24 protein-coding genes are annotated in these 18,667 nt (G+C 40.1%); 21 read left to right on the top strand and 3 right to left on the bottom strand.

Going from position 1 to position 18,667, the window contains the following annotated elements; all coding sequences use genetic code 11:
• Positions 1-541 precede the first annotated feature (541 nt).
• The 16 genes from ACFINR_RS06700 to ACFINR_RS06775 all read left to right on the top strand — a co-directional run bounded on the left by ACFINR_RS06700 (position 542) and on the right by ACFINR_RS06775 (position 9,464).
• Entirely contained in the window at positions 542-1,060 is a 519-nt protein-coding gene (locus ACFINR_RS06700) for a hypothetical protein (protein ID WP_375653528.1), read from the top strand.
• 8 nt (positions 1,061-1,068) lie between these two features.
• The gene (locus tag ACFINR_RS06705; RefSeq protein ID WP_375653533.1) at positions 1,069-1,620 is read left to right on the top strand and encodes a hypothetical protein; all 552 of its coding nucleotides are present in this window, start codon (positions 1,069-1,071) and stop codon (positions 1,618-1,620) included.
• A 57-nt stretch (positions 1,621-1,677) separates the two neighbouring features.
• Positions 1,678-2,235, top strand: a complete 558-nt coding sequence (locus ACFINR_RS06710; RefSeq protein ID WP_375653539.1) for a hypothetical protein — start codon at positions 1,678-1,680, stop codon at positions 2,233-2,235.
• A 198-nt stretch (positions 2,236-2,433) separates the two neighbouring features.
• Positions 2,434-2,763 carry a hypothetical protein gene (locus tag ACFINR_RS06715; protein ID WP_375647081.1) on the top strand — a complete coding sequence of 110 codons (330 nt, stop codon included), beginning with the start codon at positions 2,434-2,436 and terminating at the stop codon, positions 2,761-2,763.
• Between the two features lie 748 nt (positions 2,764-3,511).
• Positions 3,512-3,643 (top strand): hypothetical protein, encoded by a 132-nt coding sequence (locus tag ACFINR_RS06720; protein WP_375653546.1) that lies wholly within the window; start codon positions 3,512-3,514, stop codon positions 3,641-3,643.
• A gap of 126 nt (positions 3,644-3,769) precedes the next feature.
• A complete protein-coding gene (locus ACFINR_RS06725; RefSeq protein WP_375653551.1) occupies positions 3,770-4,006 on the top strand; it encodes a hypothetical protein in 237 nt (78 codons plus the stop codon).
• 217 nt (positions 4,007-4,223) lie between these two features.
• Entirely contained in the window at positions 4,224-4,598 is a 375-nt protein-coding gene (locus tag ACFINR_RS06730) for a hypothetical protein (RefSeq protein ID WP_375653556.1), read from the top strand.
• A 211-nt stretch (positions 4,599-4,809) separates the two neighbouring features.
• Positions 4,810-5,175 carry a hypothetical protein gene (locus tag ACFINR_RS06735; RefSeq protein ID WP_375653562.1) on the top strand — a complete coding sequence of 122 codons (366 nt, stop codon included), beginning with the start codon at positions 4,810-4,812 and terminating at the stop codon, positions 5,173-5,175.
• 13 nt (positions 5,176-5,188) lie between these two features.
• A complete protein-coding gene (locus tag ACFINR_RS06740; RefSeq protein WP_375653569.1) occupies positions 5,189-5,356 on the top strand; it encodes a hypothetical protein in 168 nt (55 codons plus the stop codon).
• Between the two features lie 40 nt (positions 5,357-5,396).
• Positions 5,397-6,332, top strand: a complete 936-nt coding sequence (locus tag ACFINR_RS06745; RefSeq protein WP_375653573.1) for a DUF6990 domain-containing protein — start codon at positions 5,397-5,399, stop codon at positions 6,330-6,332.
• Positions 6,333-6,420: 88 nt separating this feature from the next.
• Complete coding sequence (locus ACFINR_RS06750; RefSeq protein ID WP_375631933.1) at positions 6,421-6,783, top strand: hypothetical protein; 363 nt, start codon at positions 6,421-6,423, stop codon at positions 6,781-6,783.
• A 10-nt stretch (positions 6,784-6,793) separates the two neighbouring features.
• Complete coding sequence (locus ACFINR_RS06755; RefSeq protein WP_375631931.1) at positions 6,794-7,366, top strand: hypothetical protein; 573 nt, start codon at positions 6,794-6,796, stop codon at positions 7,364-7,366.
• 15 nt (positions 7,367-7,381) lie between these two features.
• Positions 7,382-7,558: a hypothetical protein gene (locus ACFINR_RS06760; protein WP_375631929.1), complete on the top strand. Its 177-nt coding sequence runs from the start codon at positions 7,382-7,384 to the stop codon at positions 7,556-7,558.
• A gap of 239 nt (positions 7,559-7,797) precedes the next feature.
• A complete protein-coding gene (locus ACFINR_RS06765; protein WP_375631927.1) occupies positions 7,798-7,974 on the top strand; it encodes a hypothetical protein in 177 nt (58 codons plus the stop codon).
• A 153-nt stretch (positions 7,975-8,127) separates the two neighbouring features.
• Positions 8,128-8,274 (top strand): hypothetical protein, encoded by a 147-nt coding sequence (locus tag ACFINR_RS06770; RefSeq protein ID WP_375631925.1) that lies wholly within the window; start codon positions 8,128-8,130, stop codon positions 8,272-8,274.
• A gap of 1,034 nt (positions 8,275-9,308) precedes the next feature.
• Positions 9,309-9,464 carry a hypothetical protein gene (locus ACFINR_RS06775; protein ID WP_375630079.1) on the top strand — a complete coding sequence of 52 codons (156 nt, stop codon included), beginning with the start codon at positions 9,309-9,311 and terminating at the stop codon, positions 9,462-9,464.
• Positions 9,465-9,816: 352 nt separating this feature from the next.
• Here the strand turns inward: ACFINR_RS06775 and ACFINR_RS06780 are convergent, their stop codons facing one another.
• Complete coding sequence (locus tag ACFINR_RS06780; RefSeq protein WP_375653576.1) at positions 9,817-10,332, bottom strand: short-chain dehydrogenase; 516 nt, start codon at positions 10,330-10,332, stop codon at positions 9,817-9,819.
• 18 nt (positions 10,333-10,350) lie between these two features.
• On the bottom strand, positions 10,351-10,914 hold the full coding sequence (locus tag ACFINR_RS06785; RefSeq protein ID WP_375621749.1) for an NADPH-dependent FMN reductase: 564 nt from the start codon (positions 10,912-10,914) through the stop codon (positions 10,351-10,353).
• A 747-nt stretch (positions 10,915-11,661) separates the two neighbouring features.
• On the opposite strand from ACFINR_RS06785, the gene ACFINR_RS06790 reads away from it, so the two are divergent.
• The 5 genes from ACFINR_RS06790 to ACFINR_RS06810 all read left to right on the top strand — a co-directional run bounded on the left by ACFINR_RS06790 (position 11,662) and on the right by ACFINR_RS06810 (position 16,714).
• Positions 11,662-11,952: a hypothetical protein gene (locus tag ACFINR_RS06790; protein ID WP_375653580.1), complete on the top strand. Its 291-nt coding sequence runs from the start codon at positions 11,662-11,664 to the stop codon at positions 11,950-11,952.
• 148 nt (positions 11,953-12,100) lie between these two features.
• A complete protein-coding gene (locus tag ACFINR_RS06795; RefSeq protein WP_375653584.1) occupies positions 12,101-12,634 on the top strand; it encodes a hypothetical protein in 534 nt (177 codons plus the stop codon).
• A 1,254-nt stretch (positions 12,635-13,888) separates the two neighbouring features.
• Complete coding sequence (locus tag ACFINR_RS06800) at positions 13,889-14,467, top strand: hypothetical protein (RefSeq protein WP_375653587.1); 579 nt, start codon at positions 13,889-13,891, stop codon at positions 14,465-14,467.
• A gap of 693 nt (positions 14,468-15,160) precedes the next feature.
• Positions 15,161-15,535 carry a hypothetical protein gene (locus ACFINR_RS06805; protein ID WP_375653591.1) on the top strand — a complete coding sequence of 125 codons (375 nt, stop codon included), beginning with the start codon at positions 15,161-15,163 and terminating at the stop codon, positions 15,533-15,535.
• A 12-nt stretch (positions 15,536-15,547) separates the two neighbouring features.
• Positions 15,548-16,714: a DUF6990 domain-containing protein gene (locus ACFINR_RS06810; RefSeq protein ID WP_375653594.1), complete on the top strand. Its 1,167-nt coding sequence runs from the start codon at positions 15,548-15,550 to the stop codon at positions 16,712-16,714.
• Between the two features lie 924 nt (positions 16,715-17,638).
• Here ACFINR_RS06810 and ACFINR_RS06815 read toward each other — a convergent pair.
• Complete coding sequence (locus tag ACFINR_RS06815) at positions 17,639-17,962, bottom strand: hypothetical protein (RefSeq protein WP_375621758.1); 324 nt, start codon at positions 17,960-17,962, stop codon at positions 17,639-17,641.
• Between the last annotated feature and the right edge of the window lie 705 nt (positions 17,963-18,667).

Genomic DNA, 18,667 nt, shown 5'->3' on the forward strand with positions numbered 1-18,667 from the left:
TATTTATTTACGAGACCGCTAAGGACAGTTTCTCTCTCTGGATGAAAAAGGTTTTGTGCAATTTGGTTATGGAATTGTGAGAGGCGCTGGTATCCATGCGGCGGCTTGCCAAATGATTAATCCTTATCATTTTAGGGCTTTATCATTTTGGGGGGGGCCAGATTGACAACGAGGCATTGAGGCAAAGGGGTGGATTTTAAGGCAAAGGGATTGAAATTTTTTGAGGAAGAGGTAAGCGTAAGGCGTTTACGTCGTGTACTTGAGAAAGCTTGAGAAGAGGCAATGAATGAGGTTGATTTGGGAATGAGGTTGATCTTGGCTGCGTGCTTGGCTTTCAATAGAACACCCTTCCTTGGGAAAAGGGGTGTTTTGGCTTGTAAGCGCGCATGTATAAGCGCGTATAGGGCAAATGAACAAAATACGTAGAGGGGATTTATAGTACTTGCATTACTCTGAGAAGGGTGCTAAGCGAATTTACCGCGCTGGTGGCGTGCTATCAAATATTGAAGAGTGGGAATTTTAGAAGTGGGGGAGTATCCGTATGATCGAAGATAAATCACAACACCAATCTGCCCATAAGGGAGATAAGGCTTTTGTATCGCAGCCAGTGTTGGATCAATCGGCAACTTTCAAAAAATGGATGATGCTTTCAACAGGCGATTATATCATCATTTGTTGTTTGGCTATCCTCTTGTTGGTGCTTTTTTCCGCGTCTGCCTATATGAGCCCTTTGGAATTTTTTCACGTTATATCCAAGGAACAGCTCCAAGCACTGGGAAAAATGAAACAAGAAAGTCTTCAGGAAAGACTTCAGGAAAGTCTTAAACACCCTTTCCAAAATCCTATAATTCAGCATGTTCTTGATGCGGGGTGGAATAGTGTTTGGGCTTTTTTATGTCTCTTGCCGCAAATGATTTTTGGCGTTCTTTTTGGTTTTTGTCCGCTCTTTTTTGTCTTTAACGCCGTATTTAAACGGGATGTGAAGGAAATGATGCTACAATGGGAAACCTTGCCAGAGCAGCAACAGCTAGACAACCAATCTCTTAACAGAAGACAATAGGGGGAAAAGTGACCGCTTCTTTAATCATTGGAATGTTGATTGCCGTAGGAACGGCAATTTTTATTTGTTCTGCAATTTTTATGGTATTCCTTTCTACCGTGGTGACAATCGTTGCACTTTATTATTCGTTGATAAAACGGACAATCTTGTTATTGGTGACGCAGCGAAAATTAAAAAAGGGTGCAGCGCAGAATTTAGGGCATTATCAGGTAGAGGGTAGAGGACAGAGGACAGTTCTTGCAACACAGTTGCGTGCCTTTTCTTTTCAAGAATCTTTGCTTCTCTCAAAAAAAGATTATTTTATGATCTTTTCTATCGCCTTCGTTATGGTTGCACTTTGCACAGGTTTTGTCGTTTTTTCAGCTTTTCTTCCAAAATCTGCGGTTTTTTTGCACAATTACGTGCCTATGATAGTGCTTCACATTATTGATTTTGTCATGCGACTGCTGTTTTGGGTCTGGACATGTATTGTTGTTTCTTTACCTGTCATTTTAATTCTCCATAGTCTCCTTCAGTATGGCGTGCAAGAAACAGTAAAGGAATTAGAAACATTTGTTTGAGCAGAGAATAAAAATGATGATTTCACATCAATGCGATAGGGAAAAAAAGGGAGCATTATGATGCAGCATTTGGTTTTTTTAGGGTTCATTATCATTGCCATTTTAATGGTTATGGTTATGGTCAGGTTTCCTTACCTGTTGATCAAATATATCAGGTTATCTTTTAAACTCGCTCAAGGCTTGAAAAAGAGTACGACGCAACAAAAGCAAGCCATACAACAACTGCGCAATGATCTGGGAGAAATGAAAAGACACAATCTCGCCCATAAGACCCTTGATGCGAAAATGCGCTTTCTTAACTTCAAAGAATCTCTGCCTTTTTATTCAAAAGAATGTAAAATAATCTTTTTTATCCTTATTCTCTTTTCTGTTTTGCAATCTGCTTTCTCTATCGCAAATTTTGTATGGTGGAAAAATGATAGTGTTGCCTTTATCATGCAGCTGTTGAGCCTTATATGGTTAGGGATTCTTCTCTTTTCTCCGATCATTGGGATCATGTGCATGAAGTTAACGAGAAAATTGAACAAAATACTTCCACAATTGGAAGAAGCGATACAACAACGCGATCAGGCAATTCGTATGCAGAATGTGGTAGGGGGACAAAATGACGAGTAGTCTTATAACATTAATAGCCATTTCTTTCCTGTGTTTTACGCTCTTAGGTGTTTTAATATGGGCGCCAATCGTTGTCATTTATTACCTGTTTATCAAGCGTGCGAGGCTTTATTGTCGCGTGAAAAAGGAACTGAAATGCGTGCTTAATGAACGCGATATTGCCTTAAAACAGAACTCCCCAAAATAAAAAGCAGCAGAATGTTTGATAAAAAACAGCTTTCTCTTGTTTGGCAAGACTATAAAAAAATATTCTATCTTTCTACGGTCATGGCGACTGCTCCAATAGTTATAACTGTTGTCGTTAAGATATGGAGAGGGCAGGACTTTGTTTCTCTTGTCGTATTCGAGCCACTGGCATGGCTGCTTGCCTGTACTTTTTTATTCTTACCGATTGTTTTTATTATGCGTTTTATCGTGACCCGTCAGTTGAACAAAATGATACGGCAATTAGAAGAAGAGGTTGAGCAGAAAGGAGCTCCCGTCATATTATACGATGTGAGTGAGGGGAAAGTGAGCGAGGGAAAGTGAGCGAGGGAAAGTGAGCGAGGGAAAGTGAGCGAGGGAAAGTGAGCGAGGGGAAAAAGTGAAGAGAGGCTTTTTTTCGAGCCTTGCTTTTGACTTGTTCATTAAGGTGCATGGGTGTACTTCTCGTTTTATGCCTTTTTATATTTGTGTCGTGTTTTGAAAAGAATTGAGGCTCTTGCTTGAGTGGTGCTTTTGTTTGAGTGGGATTCTTGCGAGGCTTTTAAGGGGAAAGTGAAGAGGGGCTGCTCTTGGACTTTACTTGCTGTTTCTGTTCTCTTTAAGAGAGAAAATCTTGTAACTTATTTTCTTTTTATCAAACATAAAAATGTGTCTTACCAAGCGATATTGAGAGCGAAAAATCTATACTTAAAGCAAAAGATATTCTGGTGTTTGGGGAAAAAAGCCCATTTTCTTGCAGGTGGAGAGGTAAGACGCATAGAGAAGGTGAGCCAAAAGCTTAAGTTTTTTATTAAGACGTTTTGCTCCATAGAAAGTGTAACAGTGCTTTTAAAGAGCCTGGGGTAGAGGGGGGAAATTGAAAGAAAAGAGGGACATCTATTTATTTACGAGACCGCTAAGGACAGTTTCTCTCTCTGGATGAAAAAGGTTTTGTGCAATTTGGTTATGGAATTGTGAGAGGTGCTGGTATTCATGCGGCGGCTTGCCAAATGATTAATCCTTATCATTTTAGGGCTTTGCCAGATTGACAACGAGGCATTGAGGCAAAGGGGTGGATTTTAAGGCTAAGAGATTGAAAATTTTTGAGGAAAAGGTAAGCGTAGGGCGTTTACACCGTGTGCTTGAGGAAGCTTTAGATGAGGCAATGACTGAGGTTGATCTGGGACTGAGGTTGATCTTGGCCGCGTGTTTGGGCTTTCAATAGAGCACCCTTCCTTGGGGAAAGGAAATTGTGCTATCTCTCAAGTGGACTCTTCTTTACTTGCACACCCTTGGGGCTTTGGTATTGAGGGCTGATGTTAACATTTGGCAGCTTTCTCATAAAAGCTTTATGGAAGATGAAAGTTTGGGCTTTGAAAAAAAATATCGAAAAAATCAATTTGGGCCGGTTTTGTTGATGATTCAAATCGTCATAAAGACAAAGCAACTTCGTTACGATTTTCTTGCACTCGTTTGCTTCTTCTTTGGAAAGCAGCTTATCTTTCTGAAAATAAAAAGAGCACTTAGAATTTTAGAGTCAGAGACCCAAATTTGTGCAATAGAAGAAGATATTTTTATGAAAATTTGATCGACGAGAAAAGAGAAGCCTTAAGATAATAGGGGATATACTGTGGGGAATAAAAACATGATGTTTGAAGGTGATGAAAAAAAGGCACCCCTGATATTGTCTTTATAAAAAATGAGGGATACAAGCGCTTGATATTGATGAACCCTCATTCATTGTGAGGATGAAAGCTTCGGTTCATGAAAATGGCTTAAAAATTGAGACAAATGAGGGGTAAAAAATGAGGGGCAATGGAAAAAATGCATCATTGGATGAAGAGTTACGGTCTTTTTCGCTGGAAGAAGCGTTTTTGACAAGCAAAAATTATAAAGTTATCTTTTGTATTGCTTTCATTGTGTCAGCTTTTACAATGGCATTCTTTATGTTTTTTAAGTGGGATTTGACAGGGTGGTGGAATTATATCCTGTTCATTTTAACATTAATATTGGTTTTTATATCAGCGCTTCTTTTTGTACTCATTCCTGTTGCCTTTGTGGTCGGTATCATCTTTACGCGTTTGTTGCAAAAAAAGATCGATAAGTTGGATCAAGAAATCTGGCAGCGAAGAAAAACCGCTTCTCAACAAAACAGCGTGTTAAGGGAGGGCAGAAAATGAATACTGGTCTTTATATATTCTCATGCGTTGTAGGAGAGACCTTCTATTCGTGCGATGTTTGAAGGTGATGAAAAAAATGCACCCTTGATATTGTCTTTATAAAAGATGAGGGATACAAACGCTTGATATTGATGAACCCTCATCCATTGTGAGGACGAAAGCTTCGGTTCATGAAAATGGCTTGAAAATTGAAACAAATGAGGGATAAAAAATGAGGGGCAATGGAAAAAATGCATCATTGGATGAAGAATTACGGTCTTTTTCGCTTGAAGAAGCGTTTTTAACAAGCAAAAATTATAAAGTCATCTTTTGCATTGCTTTCATTGTGGCAGCTTTAAGAACGGCTCTTCTCTTCTTACTCATGTGGCTTGAGTGGAAGTTGGCGGGGTGGGAAGGGGATGTCGTGGCAGCTCTCTCGTTAATTATGGAGCTTATATCATGGTTTATTTTTTTGTTCATCCCTGTTGCCTTTGTGGTTCGTATCATTTTCACGGTTCTGTTGAAAGAAAAGATCGATATGTTGGAGCAAGCAATCTGGAAGCGGAGAAAAACCGCTTCTCAACAAAACAGCGCATGAAGGGGCGGGGAAAATGATAGATATTAAAATGATGGATATTATTGTTGTACTCTCGTGGGGTGTGGGCTTGACGCTTTTCACGCTGCTTTCTGCTGTGGTCATGATGTTTATTTGGGCATTGTATTACTCTACTTTCAAGCGGGTGAGACTGTATTGCCAAGTGACAAAAGAATTAGCTTGAACAACCTGTCGCTTTTGAGCCGTCTAGTGGAGCAACGCCGATGATTAAGCCGTTATCTGAGGAAAAAGAGTTTTCTCTTTCTGATGAAGAAATCTTAACGATGGAAAGTGCAACGGCGCTTTTAAAGAGTTTGGGGTGGAAGGTGGAAATTGAGGGAAAAGGAGATCTTTTGGCCACCTATTATTTACCAGATCGTGAAGTGCAGTTTCTTTATAATGCTGAGAAGGGGTATCCGCGATTTGATTGTGCAATTGCAGTGGTTTCTGGTATCCATGCGGCGGCTTGCCAAACAATAGACCCTTATAATTCTGGAGGTTTGATTGCTCTTGAATTGAGTTTTGATGTGAAGGGGTTGGAAATTTTTGAAGAAAAGGTAAGCGTTGGATGTTTACGTCGTGTACTCGAGAAAGCTTTAGATGAGGCAATGACTGAGGTTGATCTTGGCAAGATGCTTCACTCTCAATATAGAATCCTGCCTTGGGAAAACAAAACTGTGGTCCCTCGGTTGGCTTCTTATTCCCTGCGTTATCTTGCTGCTCTGGCTTTGATGGGCGATGTTGAAACTTTACACTCTTATCACAAAAGCTTTATGGAAGGTGAGAAGCTGGGCTTTGAGGCAAGCATCGAAGAGGAGCATCTGGAACGCGCAATGGTGATTGCTCAAGCGGTAGAAAAGACAAAGCAACCCAGTTACGATTTGCTTCAACAGGCGGCAAAGAATTTTTCCATGGAGGTGGAAAGCTATGAATGTTTTAGAGCTACAGATCCCAATTTGTGCAATAGAAGAAGAGATTCTTATGAAAATTTGATCGAGGAAAAAAGACAAGAATTAAGGCAACAGGGATATTTTGTTTACGAAAAGGACGCAATTTGTGAGGTTGATGGAAAAAACTATCGTCCTCATATTCTTTACATAAAGGATGGGGAGTTAGAATATATGGATGTAGAAATTAGGATTGATGAAAAAATTTATTGAGAAAAATAAAGAGTTTAGATAATTTAAAAAGAGCTTAAACCTAAAAATAGAGCGTAAAAAGCGCGAAGCGTAAAAGCAGAGGGGAACAATGCAGGAGAAAAAAGCAACATTTGAAGAGTCTTTCTTTTCATTTAGAAAATTTATGGTGTCTTTAGTGGAAAGGCGTAAAGGGGTGGGACGGTGTAAAATAATAGGGCACCGCTTTTTTATCATGTTTTGTACATGCCTTATCATGATGGCTTTAGAAGTTCCTGCGGGTGCAAAGTCTCTGGTACAGCCGTTGCAATGGACAAGATGGGAAGGAATTGGTTCTCTTATTTTTCTCTTACCAGTGTTGATATGGTTTTGTCTTCTCACACCCCTTCCTATTTTGTGGGGCATTTGTCGTTTTAAAGAGCGCAGATTGAAAAAACTAAAAGAAAAAACAAAGCAGCAAGAGATTAATCAATGAGGTTATACGCATGAGGAGTGAGGGCGCGGTTTTTATTTTGTTTCTGCCGATTGGATATTTTTTTCTAAATGCAGTTACAGTTTTTGCCATTTTTGTGAATATGATTATTGTGGCGCCTTATTATTCTTTAATAAAGCGTTTGAGGCTCTATTACAGAGTGAAAAAACAAAGACGTTTGATGAAAGAACATCCACAGCGTTTTTGTTTCTTTGAAAAAAGCGGAAAAGAAAAAGAGAGAGTGCCGCAAAACTTAGCACTAGAAACACAGATAAGTTTCTATTCGTTAAAAAAATGGCTCGCTTTTTCACGCAAAGATTATATCCTCCACGCATGCCTCTCTTTCATCATTATGTTTTTCAAAGCTTATGTCTATGTGATTTTCTTTAAAGGGATAGATGAGATAGATGAGAGCAGATTTGAATATTTTGTCATTCTCTTGCTCTTCTGGTTTTTTTTATCGGTATGTATTTTTGCAACGATCCCTGTTGTTGTGATTCTTCGTGAAATTTTAACTCATCGATTGAAAAAGAAGATTCAGCAATTGGAAGAAGTGACTGAAGCAACCCAATCAATCAATTTATAAAAGGAAGGGGATAAAATGCATTACGAAATGGCGGCAGCTTGGACGGTGATTTTGATCATTCTGCTGGGGGGTGTTTTTAATTTTTTCTTAACAATACCCATTGTGGCACTGTATATTTCTTTTATCAAGCGTTTGATCTCGTATTACAAGGTTACCAAACAATTAAACGCAGCGCTGAAAAAGCGCATGTAGTGCTCGTGTCATGGGGGGAGGCATAAGTTTTAGATCATGCCATTGCTTCACGGCTTGGGAGGAGGGCATCGATTGTTTTTCTCATTTTACGCTGATCTCTGGGGGAAAAGGGCTGTTGGCAATGAATAGGCTGGTGATAGGTTTGTAATAGGCTGGTGATAGGCTTTAATGGGGCGGTTTATCGGCAGTTTGCTTGTTTTCTGTGAATTTGCAAAATTGTAAAAACGTGAAACTGTAAAATGGTGTGTGATTGGTCAAGGGCCGTGACGGTTGTGGGGCGGTTGGGGAGAAGAGGTGTCAATGGAGGCATAAAGGTTGGATTGTGCAATGCGTCAAAATTGGAATGGGGTAATGGAGGAATGGAGGGCGTTGGGGGAAAAGGGCTGATGGCAATAATAGGCTTGTATAGGCTTTAATGGGGCGGTTTATCGGAAGTTTGCTTGTTTTCTGTAAATTTTCAAAATCGTAAAAACGTGAAACTGTAAAAGGGCGTGTGATTGGTCAAGAGCCGTGAGGGTTGTGGGGCGGTTGGGGAGAAAAGGTGCTAATGGAGGCGTAAAGGTTGGATTGTGCAATGCGTCAAAATTGGAATGTGGGAAGTGGGAATGGAGGGCGTTGGGGGAAAAGGGTTGATGGCAATGAATAGGCTTGTGATAGGCTTTAATGGGGCGGTTTATCGGCAGTTTGTTGTTTTCTGTGAATTTGCAAAATCGTAAAAACGTGGAACTGTAATAGGGCGTGTGGTTGGTCAAGAGCCGTGAGAGTTGTGGGGCGCTTGGGGAGAAGAGGGTGCCAATGGAGGATGGTTGGATTGTGCAATGTGTCATTGGAATGGGTGAATGGGGAATTGGGGGTGTTTTATGAAAAGGGAAGTATGTGTGGAATGGTGTTGAAAAGATAAGGAAAATAAAGCGCGCATGTGGTGCTGTTATTTCTTTTATCAAGCGTTTGATCTCGTATTACAAGGTTACCAAACAATTAAACGCAGCGCTGAAAAAGCGCATGTAGTGCTCGTGTCATGGGGGGAGGCATAAGTTTTAGATCATGCCATTGCTTCACGGCTTGGGAGGACGGCATCGATTGTTTTTCTCATTTTACGCTGATCTCTGGGGGAAAAGGGCTGATGATGGCAATGAATAGGCTGGTGATAGGTTTGTAATAGGCTTGTATAGGCTTTAATGGGGCGGTTTATCGGCAGTTTGCTTGTTTTCTGTGAATTTGCAAAATCGTAAAAACGTGGAACTGTAAAAGGGTGTGTGGTTGCTCAAGAGCTGTGACGGTTGTGGGGCGGTTGGGGAGAAGAGGGTGCCAATGGGGGAATGGAGGGCATTGGGGGAAAAGGGCTGATGGCAATGAATAGGCTGATGATAGGTTTGTAATAGGCTTGTATAGGCTTTAATGGGGCGGTTTATCGGCAGTTTTGTTGTTTTCTGTGAATTTGCAAAATCGTAAAAACGTGTAACTGTAATAGGGGGTGTGGTTGGTCAAGAGCCGTGATGGTTGTGGGGAGGATATGGGGTAAAGAGGGTGCCAATGGAGGCGTAAAGGTTGGATTGTGCAATGCGTCAAAATTGGAATGGGGGAATGGGGGAATGTGGGAATGGAGGGCGTTGGGGGAAAAGGGCTGATGGCAATGAATAGGCTGGTGATAGGTTTGTAATAGGCTTGTATAGGCTTTAATGGGGCGGTTTATCGGCAGTTTGCTTGTTTTCTGTAAATTTTCAAAATCGTAAAAACGTGAAACTGTAAAATGGTGTGTGATTGGTCAAGAGCCGTGAGGGTTGTGGGGCGGTTGGGGAGAAAAGGTGCCAATGGAGGATGGTTGGATTGTGCAATGCGTCAAAATTGGAATGTGGGAAGTGGGAATGGAGGGCGTTGGGGGAAAAGGGTTGATGGCAATGAATAGGCTGATGATAGGTTTGTAATAGGCTTGTATAGGCTTTAATGGGGCGGTTTATCGGAAGTTTTGTTGTTTTCTGTGAATTTGCAAAATCGTAAAAACGTGGAACTGTAAAAAGGTGTGTGGTTGGTCAAGAGCCGTGATGGTTGTGAGAGGGGGATAAGCCCGTGTGAGAAGGGTTAGAAAAACGTTTGGTTTTGAAGCTGTTGATATAGGCATGCTGTTTAGAGGCGTAAGGGAGGGGGATTGTTCGTTCTCAAAGCCTATGATGTAAGAGAGTATGAGTTATTTAAGAGGGTGTTCGGGTATGGATAGAGATTGAAGGGGCTCGGCTTCTTTGCAAAGCCATAGGTGTTGCTCATAAGTTTTGTTTATTCATATGGTTTTTTATGGCATTCAGTACCTGTTGGCTTATCTCCTTATGGGTCAGCCATCGTAAACCTTTGGGCGTTGTTTTTTGTCCTAATTGAATGGGGATAAAATCAACCTTGTTTTTGCGCGCGCACTCGAGGATCATTTGATCATGCGTGTTGGAACCAAAAATATGAAGAATACATGGCGGTTTAGGCAAAAGAGCCAACTGCTCAATTAATGCGCAAGAAAATGCATAGGCGGGCGAATGAATCCATAATATGCAATATTTTAGATCATGCCATTGCTTCACAGCTTCTAAAAATTGCGCCTTTGATGCCGCACAATCATAATCCAACGACACGCACAACTGTTTGTTGTGCAATGCCTCAAGCTGGACTTTATGGGAAAGAAAGCGTGCAGCAATAATCACTTCTTGCGGCTCTAGTGATTGATACAAAGGGGCAAGCATCCCTGTGCCCCCTACCACTAAATAACGATAGTGCGCATCCTTTTTTTTCATGCCCCCTCCCTTATTACTTTAAATTCCACCTCTTTGCTTTAAAAATGTGTACATTTCATCAGCAAGTCTTTCACAACGTGTTTGTACCTCTTCACTTATAACTTTCCAAGTACGACCTTCATCATCTGAGGAAAAATCTTCGTTGGAAGAGGCGATTTGACATTGGAGTGTATAACCATAAAGCGTGTGCACCACCGGCACTAAATGTTCACAAGGTTGTGCGCATTTTTTGGCCGTACTCCCATGAGAGATAAGTCCAACAGGTTTATTTAAAAAGGCATTATAGCTCAAATTATCAAGAGCATTTTTTAAAACACCCGAATAAGATCCTTGATAAACAGGGCTTGCTAGAATAACGCCATCAGCCGCGGCAATGGTTTTGACAAACTCACGGACCGCAGCACTTGGATTAGCCTCTACCTGCTGATGATAATCTGGATCTGTCATCGGCAAGGGCTGTTCACGCAAATCAACCCAATGAAGTGATGCACCCCGCTTTATGAGGCAATCCGCTAAATAATTGGCTAAAGTTCTTGTTAAGGAAGGTTGACGCACAGACCCCAAAATAATTGCTATATTCAACAGGATTCTCCTTTATCTTTTCCCCACAAGCCTATAACGCAAGGCTTATAAAGAATTGTGAGTAAAATGGCGCGTATCATTATGCTGTCCATAAAGAGCAATTGTGATGATATCGCATCATCATAGAATCAGTCCATGCTAACAAGATTGTTGACAAAACAATACCTCAAATTTGCAAGGGAATGTTAGTGCTTTCATTAATATTAAAATGCTTGATCTCAAGAATTGCGGCTTTCTCTCTGTCTTAGAAGCGCTTTTATGAATATATTCTAAGCTATTGGCTTGCAAGAACTCTAATGAAAAATGGAATGTATCGTCATATTTTGAATGTTCATTGATCCTTTTTAATTGGAATAAGAAAGTTGTAAGATTTTCTCATTTCAAATGCTCTTATTGCGCGATCAATTTGCGCATCAATGGAAGTTCCTTTTTTCATGTCTTAAGTGGGCGGAAAACAATAGAGAAAAGAATAAAAATGCTTCTGTCTTTTCAAGGGATAAAGGCTATCGTAGAAGCTAGATAGGGCTGTTTGTAGGGGGCAGCGGTATGGCTGTTGTAGAAGGGGTGGTGGGTATGGCTGTTGTAGGGGGGGTGCGGGTAAAGGCTGTTGTAGAGGCAGCGGTATGGCTGTTGTAGGGGCAGCGGTATGGCTGTTTGTAGGGGGCAGTGGTATGGCTGTTTGTAGGGGCAGAGCGGTATGGCTGTTTGTAGGGTGCGGGCGGGTATGGCTGTTGTAGGGGAGCGGGTATGGTTGTTGTCGGGAGCCTTAGGGTAATGGGGGGGGCCGTGTTGAGGAACGAGTTATGGCATGGCTTGTTGCAAGGGGAGGATAAGGCTATTGTAGAGGCTGCAGGGGGCGTATATGAATGGTGCTGGATTACATTTTTTATTGAAATAATGGTGGTGATAGAGTTTATAGTAAGGGGATATATTCATGGGAGCGCTATTGTTATCCCTTTCATGGGGGATGTTCATGAAATGGGGGTGATGCGCGTTGGTTTGGAAGTGTTGAGAGATTTCTTTAAAACAAGCACGTGAATTGGCAAAAATATTGGCAACATGAATATGCAATACGAGTATTTTCTGGGGTGTTCTGTTTGACGATAATGGATGCAATTGTGCTTTGAGAGATTATGCGTGTCCTTATAGAGTTAGGGAAAAACAGTTACATAAAAGGGAAGAGCAAATGAAGGGGGAAAATTCCACATTTTATAACAAACGGTGCTCTCTTTTTTTTGGAAAATCATTTCGTTCTTATAAAGACCATATGATCATTTGTCTTATTTCTATCCTTGTTGGGATAGGTTATAAAGCTCTTTTGATCCCATTAGAAGCCAAGTGGTCGTTGAGTGTATCGCAGGATAGCACTCTTTTAGCGCTTTTTGTGCTACGTGAAGTCATCATGGTTGTTGTTGTTGCCTCGATGCCTGTTTTATTGGTGCTTTATCTCATCTTAACGTATTTGTTGAAAAAAAGGATTCAGAATTTAGAAGAGGCTATCCAGCAACGGGGTCACACAATCGATCAACAAAATAATCCAGTAAAAAAGGATAGAGAAAAAATAAGCTGTTTTTTTATCGTATACTTTTGGTTGATATTTCTGCTAAACGTCTTTTTTCCTGCGGGTGTTGTCATGCTCATTTTAGAATTTTATTATTTTGTTTTCAAGCAGGTGAGAACGTATTGTAGAGTGAAACGGGAATTAAAACGCATAAGATAAAGAGAGTGACAAGGCGCTTTTGTCGCTATCGTAAGGGGGGAGAGGCAATGTTTGGAAGCTCGTGACACAAGAAGAGGGGAGGATGAATGGTTGGAAAATTATCAGGCAAAGAGGAGAGCCTATTTTCGTTTGTAATGAGGAGGATGCTCTTAATCATTTGGAAGAGCAACCACGCTTTTAGAAAATTGGGGTCTTTTGTTGAAAATAAGGGAAACACTATGCATCGCACTTTTCGTGGTTCTTAAAAGAGCGGGCATGAGATAAAGAGCGGGCATGAAATAAAGAAATGCGTTTTTCATAAAAAGGAAGAGCAATGAAGGGGAAAAATTCAGCATTTTATTCAGCATTTTATAATGAACTACGCTATTTTTTCGAAAAAAGTGTTTTTTCTGAGGAAGAGCGTGTTGTCATTTGTTTTCTCTCACTCATTATTGAGCTATGGAACAGGATTTTCTTTCTTGAGCTGTGGAACAGGATTCTCTCTCTCTCATCCTTGGATAGCAAAGAGTACAGCATTTTTTCTCTTGAGCTGTGGAACAAGATTTTCTTTCTCCTATCCTTGGGTAGCAATGGGGAACGGACAGGGTGGTGGGATACACCTCTTTTTCTCTCTCTGTATGCGTTTTGGAAAGTTATTATAGTGTGTGTTTTGGTCTTATTCCCAGTTATGTTGATACTCTACATCACATTGTGGTTTTTGTTGAGAAAAAATACTCAAAAATTGAAAGAAATAAACCAGCAACGGGGTAAAATAACCGATCAAAAGGATCGATATAAAAAAGGCGATAGAGAAAAAAGGGGTGATATTCTTGTCATGATATTTGTTTTCGTGCTTATGTGTGTGACATTGGTGGTTGCTTGTATTCCCATGATGATTTTAGAACTTTATTATGGTGTCTTTAAGCAGGTGAGAACGTATCGTAGAATGAGACGGCTACTAAAACGCGTAAGATAAAGAGAGTGACAAGGCGCTTTTGTAGCTATCGTGAGGGGTAAGAGGCAATGTTTAGAAGCTCTCGTGACACAAGAAGAGGGGAGGATGAATGGTTGGAAAATCATCAGACAAAGAAGAGAGCCTATTTTCGTTTGTAATGAGGAGGATGCTCTTAATCATTGGGAAGAGTAACCGCGCTTTTAGAAAGTTGGGGGGTTTTATTAAAAATAAGGAAAGCGCCATGCATCGCACTTTTCGTGGTTCTTAAAAAAGCGGGCATGAGATAAAGAAATGCATTTTTCATAAAAAAAGGAAGAGCAATGAAGGGGAAAAAGTCAGAATTTTATTCAGCATTTTATAATGAACTACGCTATTTTTTTGGGAAAGATTATTTTTCTGTGCGAGAGCATGTTGTCATTTGGTTCCTCTCGCTCATTATTGAGTTGTGCAACAGGATTTTATTTTTCCCATCCTTGGGTAGCCAAGAGAACTTGACAGGGTGGTGGGATACACCTCTTTTTCTCTCTCTGTATGCGTTTTGGAAAGTTATTACAGTGTGTGTTTGGGTCTTGTTTCCAGTTCTGTACATACTCTTCATAACATTGTGGCTTTTGTTGAGAAAAAATACTCAAAAATTGAAAGAAATAAACCAGCAACGGGGTAAAATAACCGATCAAAAGGATTGGTATAAAAAAGGCGATAGAGAAAAATGGAGTGATATTCTTGTTACAATATTCGGTCTCGTGCTTATGTGCGTGACATTGGTGGTTGCTTGTATTCCTATGATGATTTTACAACTTTATTATGGTGTCTTTAAGCAGGTGAGAACGTATCGCTGTTTAAGAAAAGAACTGAAAAACGTCTTGCAAGAACAGGATACAGCGTTTGAGAAGTCATGAGAGGGAAAAAATAATGAAGAAATTATGAGAGATTCAGCCTTTATAGGGATTGCTCTCTATACCATTTTGCCTCTGATATTTTTTGGTGCTCTTTCATGGGTTGTCCGTAAACATTGCTCTAAGGAGCAGTGTTGAGGGTGGCATTGAGTGAAAGAAAAGCCGATTATGGATTAGTATTGATTTAAGGGAATAAGAGCCCTTGGGGTTTAGAGCCTAGAGTGAGTGCTTGGGACTTACTTTATCGTTTGAGGCGTGAGGAAGGAACGGTTTTGCTTGTAGGGGCGCGCGGTATATGGGTTGTTTTCGTATTTTTATGAGCCTTGTTCATTCAAGCTTTGAAATGAATTCTATTGAAGTGGGGTTGCAGGGTGATTTTCTTGAAAATAGGAGAATTTTTGGGAAGAAAAAGCTGAATTGTGACTATTGTTTATAGATTGGTACGGTTTGAAAATCTTTATTGTTTGCAATGTGAGGAAGGTAAGAGGGTGGCAAGGTAGCAGGAATATTATAATTTTTATTATGACGCAAACCATAATGGTCTGTGTACTTTTCTTTATTCCGGTGGTATTTGGGTTTTGCATCATCATAATGCGTAAATTGGAAAAAAAGATCCAGAAACGAGAAGAGGCAATCTCTGTGTGATAGCAAATAAGCTCTCTGTCACACGGGGTCTTTTCAAAGAGAGGGGAATACATGAAGGAGCAAAATTGGGCATCAGAGCAAGAAACGCATAAAGGAGCGCATTCTTTTTCGCTCCAGCAAGCGTTGCTTTCAGCAAAGGATTATAAAATTATCTTTGCTATTGCTGTTCTCATTATCATGTGGAGAATGGTTCTAGAAATACCAGGTGTATTAAATTGGCAGCTGACAGGGTGGCAATATGTTGTGCATGCCGTTCTCTTTAAAACGACGGTCGCCATAACGGTCTGTGTCATTATTTTTATTCCGGTTATGTTACGGCTTCGCACCAAAGTGACGGGTGAGTTGCAAAAAAATATTCAGAAACTAGAAGAAGCAATCTCGGTGCGAGAGCACATAAGCTCTCTGTCGCACGGGTTGTGTAAATAGTGAGGGGGGAACATGAACTTTGATCCTATAGCCGTATTTCTATTAGATCCCGAGTTCTGGGTATTTATTGTTATTTGCATGATCATTATCATGCTTGTTTTAGCTCTTTATACCTCTGTCTTTAAACGGATGAAAATGAATTTTCAAGTGAAAGGCGCGCTGGAAAGAGTGCTTCAAGAAAATGATCTTGCAACGCAGCAGTTTTGGAAAGATGAAGCCGTGCTGCAGGAGAGGCGTTTGCAACTAAAGGAAAAGGAAAAAGAACCCTTTGTCGGTTATGATGATGATGAAATTCTCACGATAGAAAGTGCAACAGCGCTTTTAAAAAGCTTGGGGTGGTCTGTGGACATCGAGGGAAAAGGAGATTATTTGGCAACCCTCTTTTTACCAGATCGTGAAGTGCAGTTTCTTTATAACGAGCAACGAGTGGAAGAGTTTTCGCCTTTTGATCGCGGACTTTTAATTATGAGCGGTATTTTTGCGGCGGCTTGTCAGACGATTAATCCTCATAATTCTGGGGTTGTGCCAACGGTATTTATGAATTTTGTACCCAATGGATTGGAAATTTTTGAAGAAAAAGTGAGCGCCAAGCTTTTAAAGAAAGCACTCGATACAACTTTAAAATGGACAATGGAAGATGATTCTTTGCATGAAATGTTTCGCTCTCAATATAGTATTCCCCCTTGGGAAAAAGATTCTTTATCATGGGCAACGGATGGAGACGTAGAGTTCGCACCTTATGCTTTGCTGCATCTTACTGCTCTTGCCTTGCTGGGCGATGTTGAGACTTTAGCTTCTTATGACGAAAGTTTTACGGCAGGGGAGAAGCTTGGCTTTGATGAAACCATTGAAAAAGTCCATTTGGAACGCGCTTTAGCGATAGCTCAAGAAGTGAAAAGGGAAGGAAAGTTCAGTTACGATCTGCTGGAACGGGTTGCTGAGAAGTGGTCTATAGCCATGGACTATCAGCTTTTCAGAGTGAGATCCCCTAATACGTGTAATCAAAAACGCGCTTTTCATAAAAAATTAGTCGAGGAGAAAAAACAAGAATTAAGGGAACAAGGATTTGATGTGAGTGATGAACAGTTCGTGTTTGAAGCAGAGGGGGTAAAACATGCTCCTGATATTACTTATATTAAAGATGGTGAACCTGCATTTATGGATATAAAAATTGATTAGTGTTGTACTCTCCTGTTGAAGGAAAGCACTCTTATTTAAAAGATGTGAAAGCGCCATGATTGAGACGCTTTCACACCTTTCTTACCAGAGCCAAATAAAGGGTTCGAAAAATCAAGAATAATAGCCAAGATTTTAAAAAATAGACTGAAAATGGCTTTATTCTCAAGAATAGAGGAGAAAAATCAATTATAAATTCTACTCTCTTCTTAAAGGCGGTCTCTTTTTTGTTAGAAAATGCTCATAAATTATCGCTTATTCAAGCGGTATGAGGGAAAGGTCCATTGACTAAAGCGCTATGGGGGGAGCTCCATTGACTAAAGGCGCTATGGGGAAGCTCTATTGACTAAAGTGCTATGGGAGGGAAGCTAGGGGGTAGAGCCTTTGTCATTTGAGGTGAGAGGAAGGCAAAAAATGGCATTTTTGAGCAGTGTTAAGCTTTTTTGCCTTTGAGGTATTTTTTGTCTTTTTAAGAAGTCCTTGCCAATGAAGCAGCGCTTGTTAAGCTTCAACAGTGTTTCAGTATGGTGATATTAATATAAAAAGTTATGGTGTTTTTGTGTTTTTCAGTCTGCTTCATGGAGATCTGTAAGCCAATCCGATGACAGAGAAGATGCATGGTCATTTTCTTGAAAACAGAAGAATTTTTGGGAAGAACAAGAAGATTGCGGACCCTTATTAACGAAAGCGCTATGGGAGCGAAGCTAGGGAGTTAGAGCCTTTGTCATTTGAGATGTGAGACAAGTAAAAATGGCATTTTTGAAGGCGATGATATTTGGCCAATAAAAATAAAAACACAATAAAAACTAAACTAAAACAAAGGAAAAATTAAACTAAAAAAGGCCCCATTTTATAAAGGGCCTTTTTATTTAAATTTTACAATATATACAAAATGTATATAACCTTACTTTAAGAACTTTTTGTATCTTATATTCTAGTAGCAACAAGTTGTACGAAATATATAATAAGTGATCCTAAAAAACCAGCTATTGCATTCAATAAATTTTCTGCTTTATCGTATATATCGTCGATTGATGCTTGTTCTGATGCGCTTCTATTACTGACTCTCAGTATATTCAATGTATCCGATGTGTCCCTTACTTGTTTAACAAAATGTAAATTTGTTTTCTCAATAGTATAAGGAGCAACAATAGGAGAGGGTTGTTTATTGACTATACGATCAGATTTTTGAATCGCGAGAGCTAAACCACTTGTAATAGCCCCAGCTATGAAAAAATATCTGATATTCATAGTTTTTCTCCTATATTTATTTCGATAAATAAATATCGATACGTATCATATATAAATTCGATTTAAATAACTATAGTAAAAATACAACAATCACAAAAAAGAATAAACTTTGTCTATATTTTGACAAAATTTACTCTTAATTGCCTTAATGAATTCTTTTAGATTCGATTTTATGAAGGCGTAAAAAAGTTTGAAAGCTCTGTAGGCAAGTGGAATCCCATAAGGTGGGTGATACAATAGTTGCTAGCAAACTTCTTTTTGTGCCTTTGACCAAGGATTCATAAAAATGAGGGTTCATAAAAATGAGATGCGATGAAAATTGAGTAAAACCCTTGAAGGGAAGGATTCACTCTATTGAAGGCGGAGTGCATCTTTTCCATGGATTGGATACTGCTTTATTGAGGGTTTGGCGGTATCTGTTGAGGGGAAGGATGCACTCTTTTGAGGGCTAGAGTGCATCCTCTTATAGATTGGATACTGCCTTTATGAGGGTTCGGCGGTATCTGTTGAGGGGAAGGATGCACTCTTTTTGAGGGCTAGGGTGCATCCTCTCATGGATTGGATACTGCCTTATGAGGGTTTGGCAGTTTCCGTTGAGGGGAAGGATGCACTCTTTTTGAGGGCTAGGGTGCATCCTCTTATGGATTGGATACTGCCTTATGAGGGTTTGGCAGTTTCCGTTGAGGGGAAGGATGCACTCTTTTT

This window comes from Bartonella sp. AP19HLJMH, from assembly GCF_042196245.1.
Lineage (GTDB): Bacteria > Pseudomonadota > Alphaproteobacteria > Rhizobiales > Rhizobiaceae > Bartonella.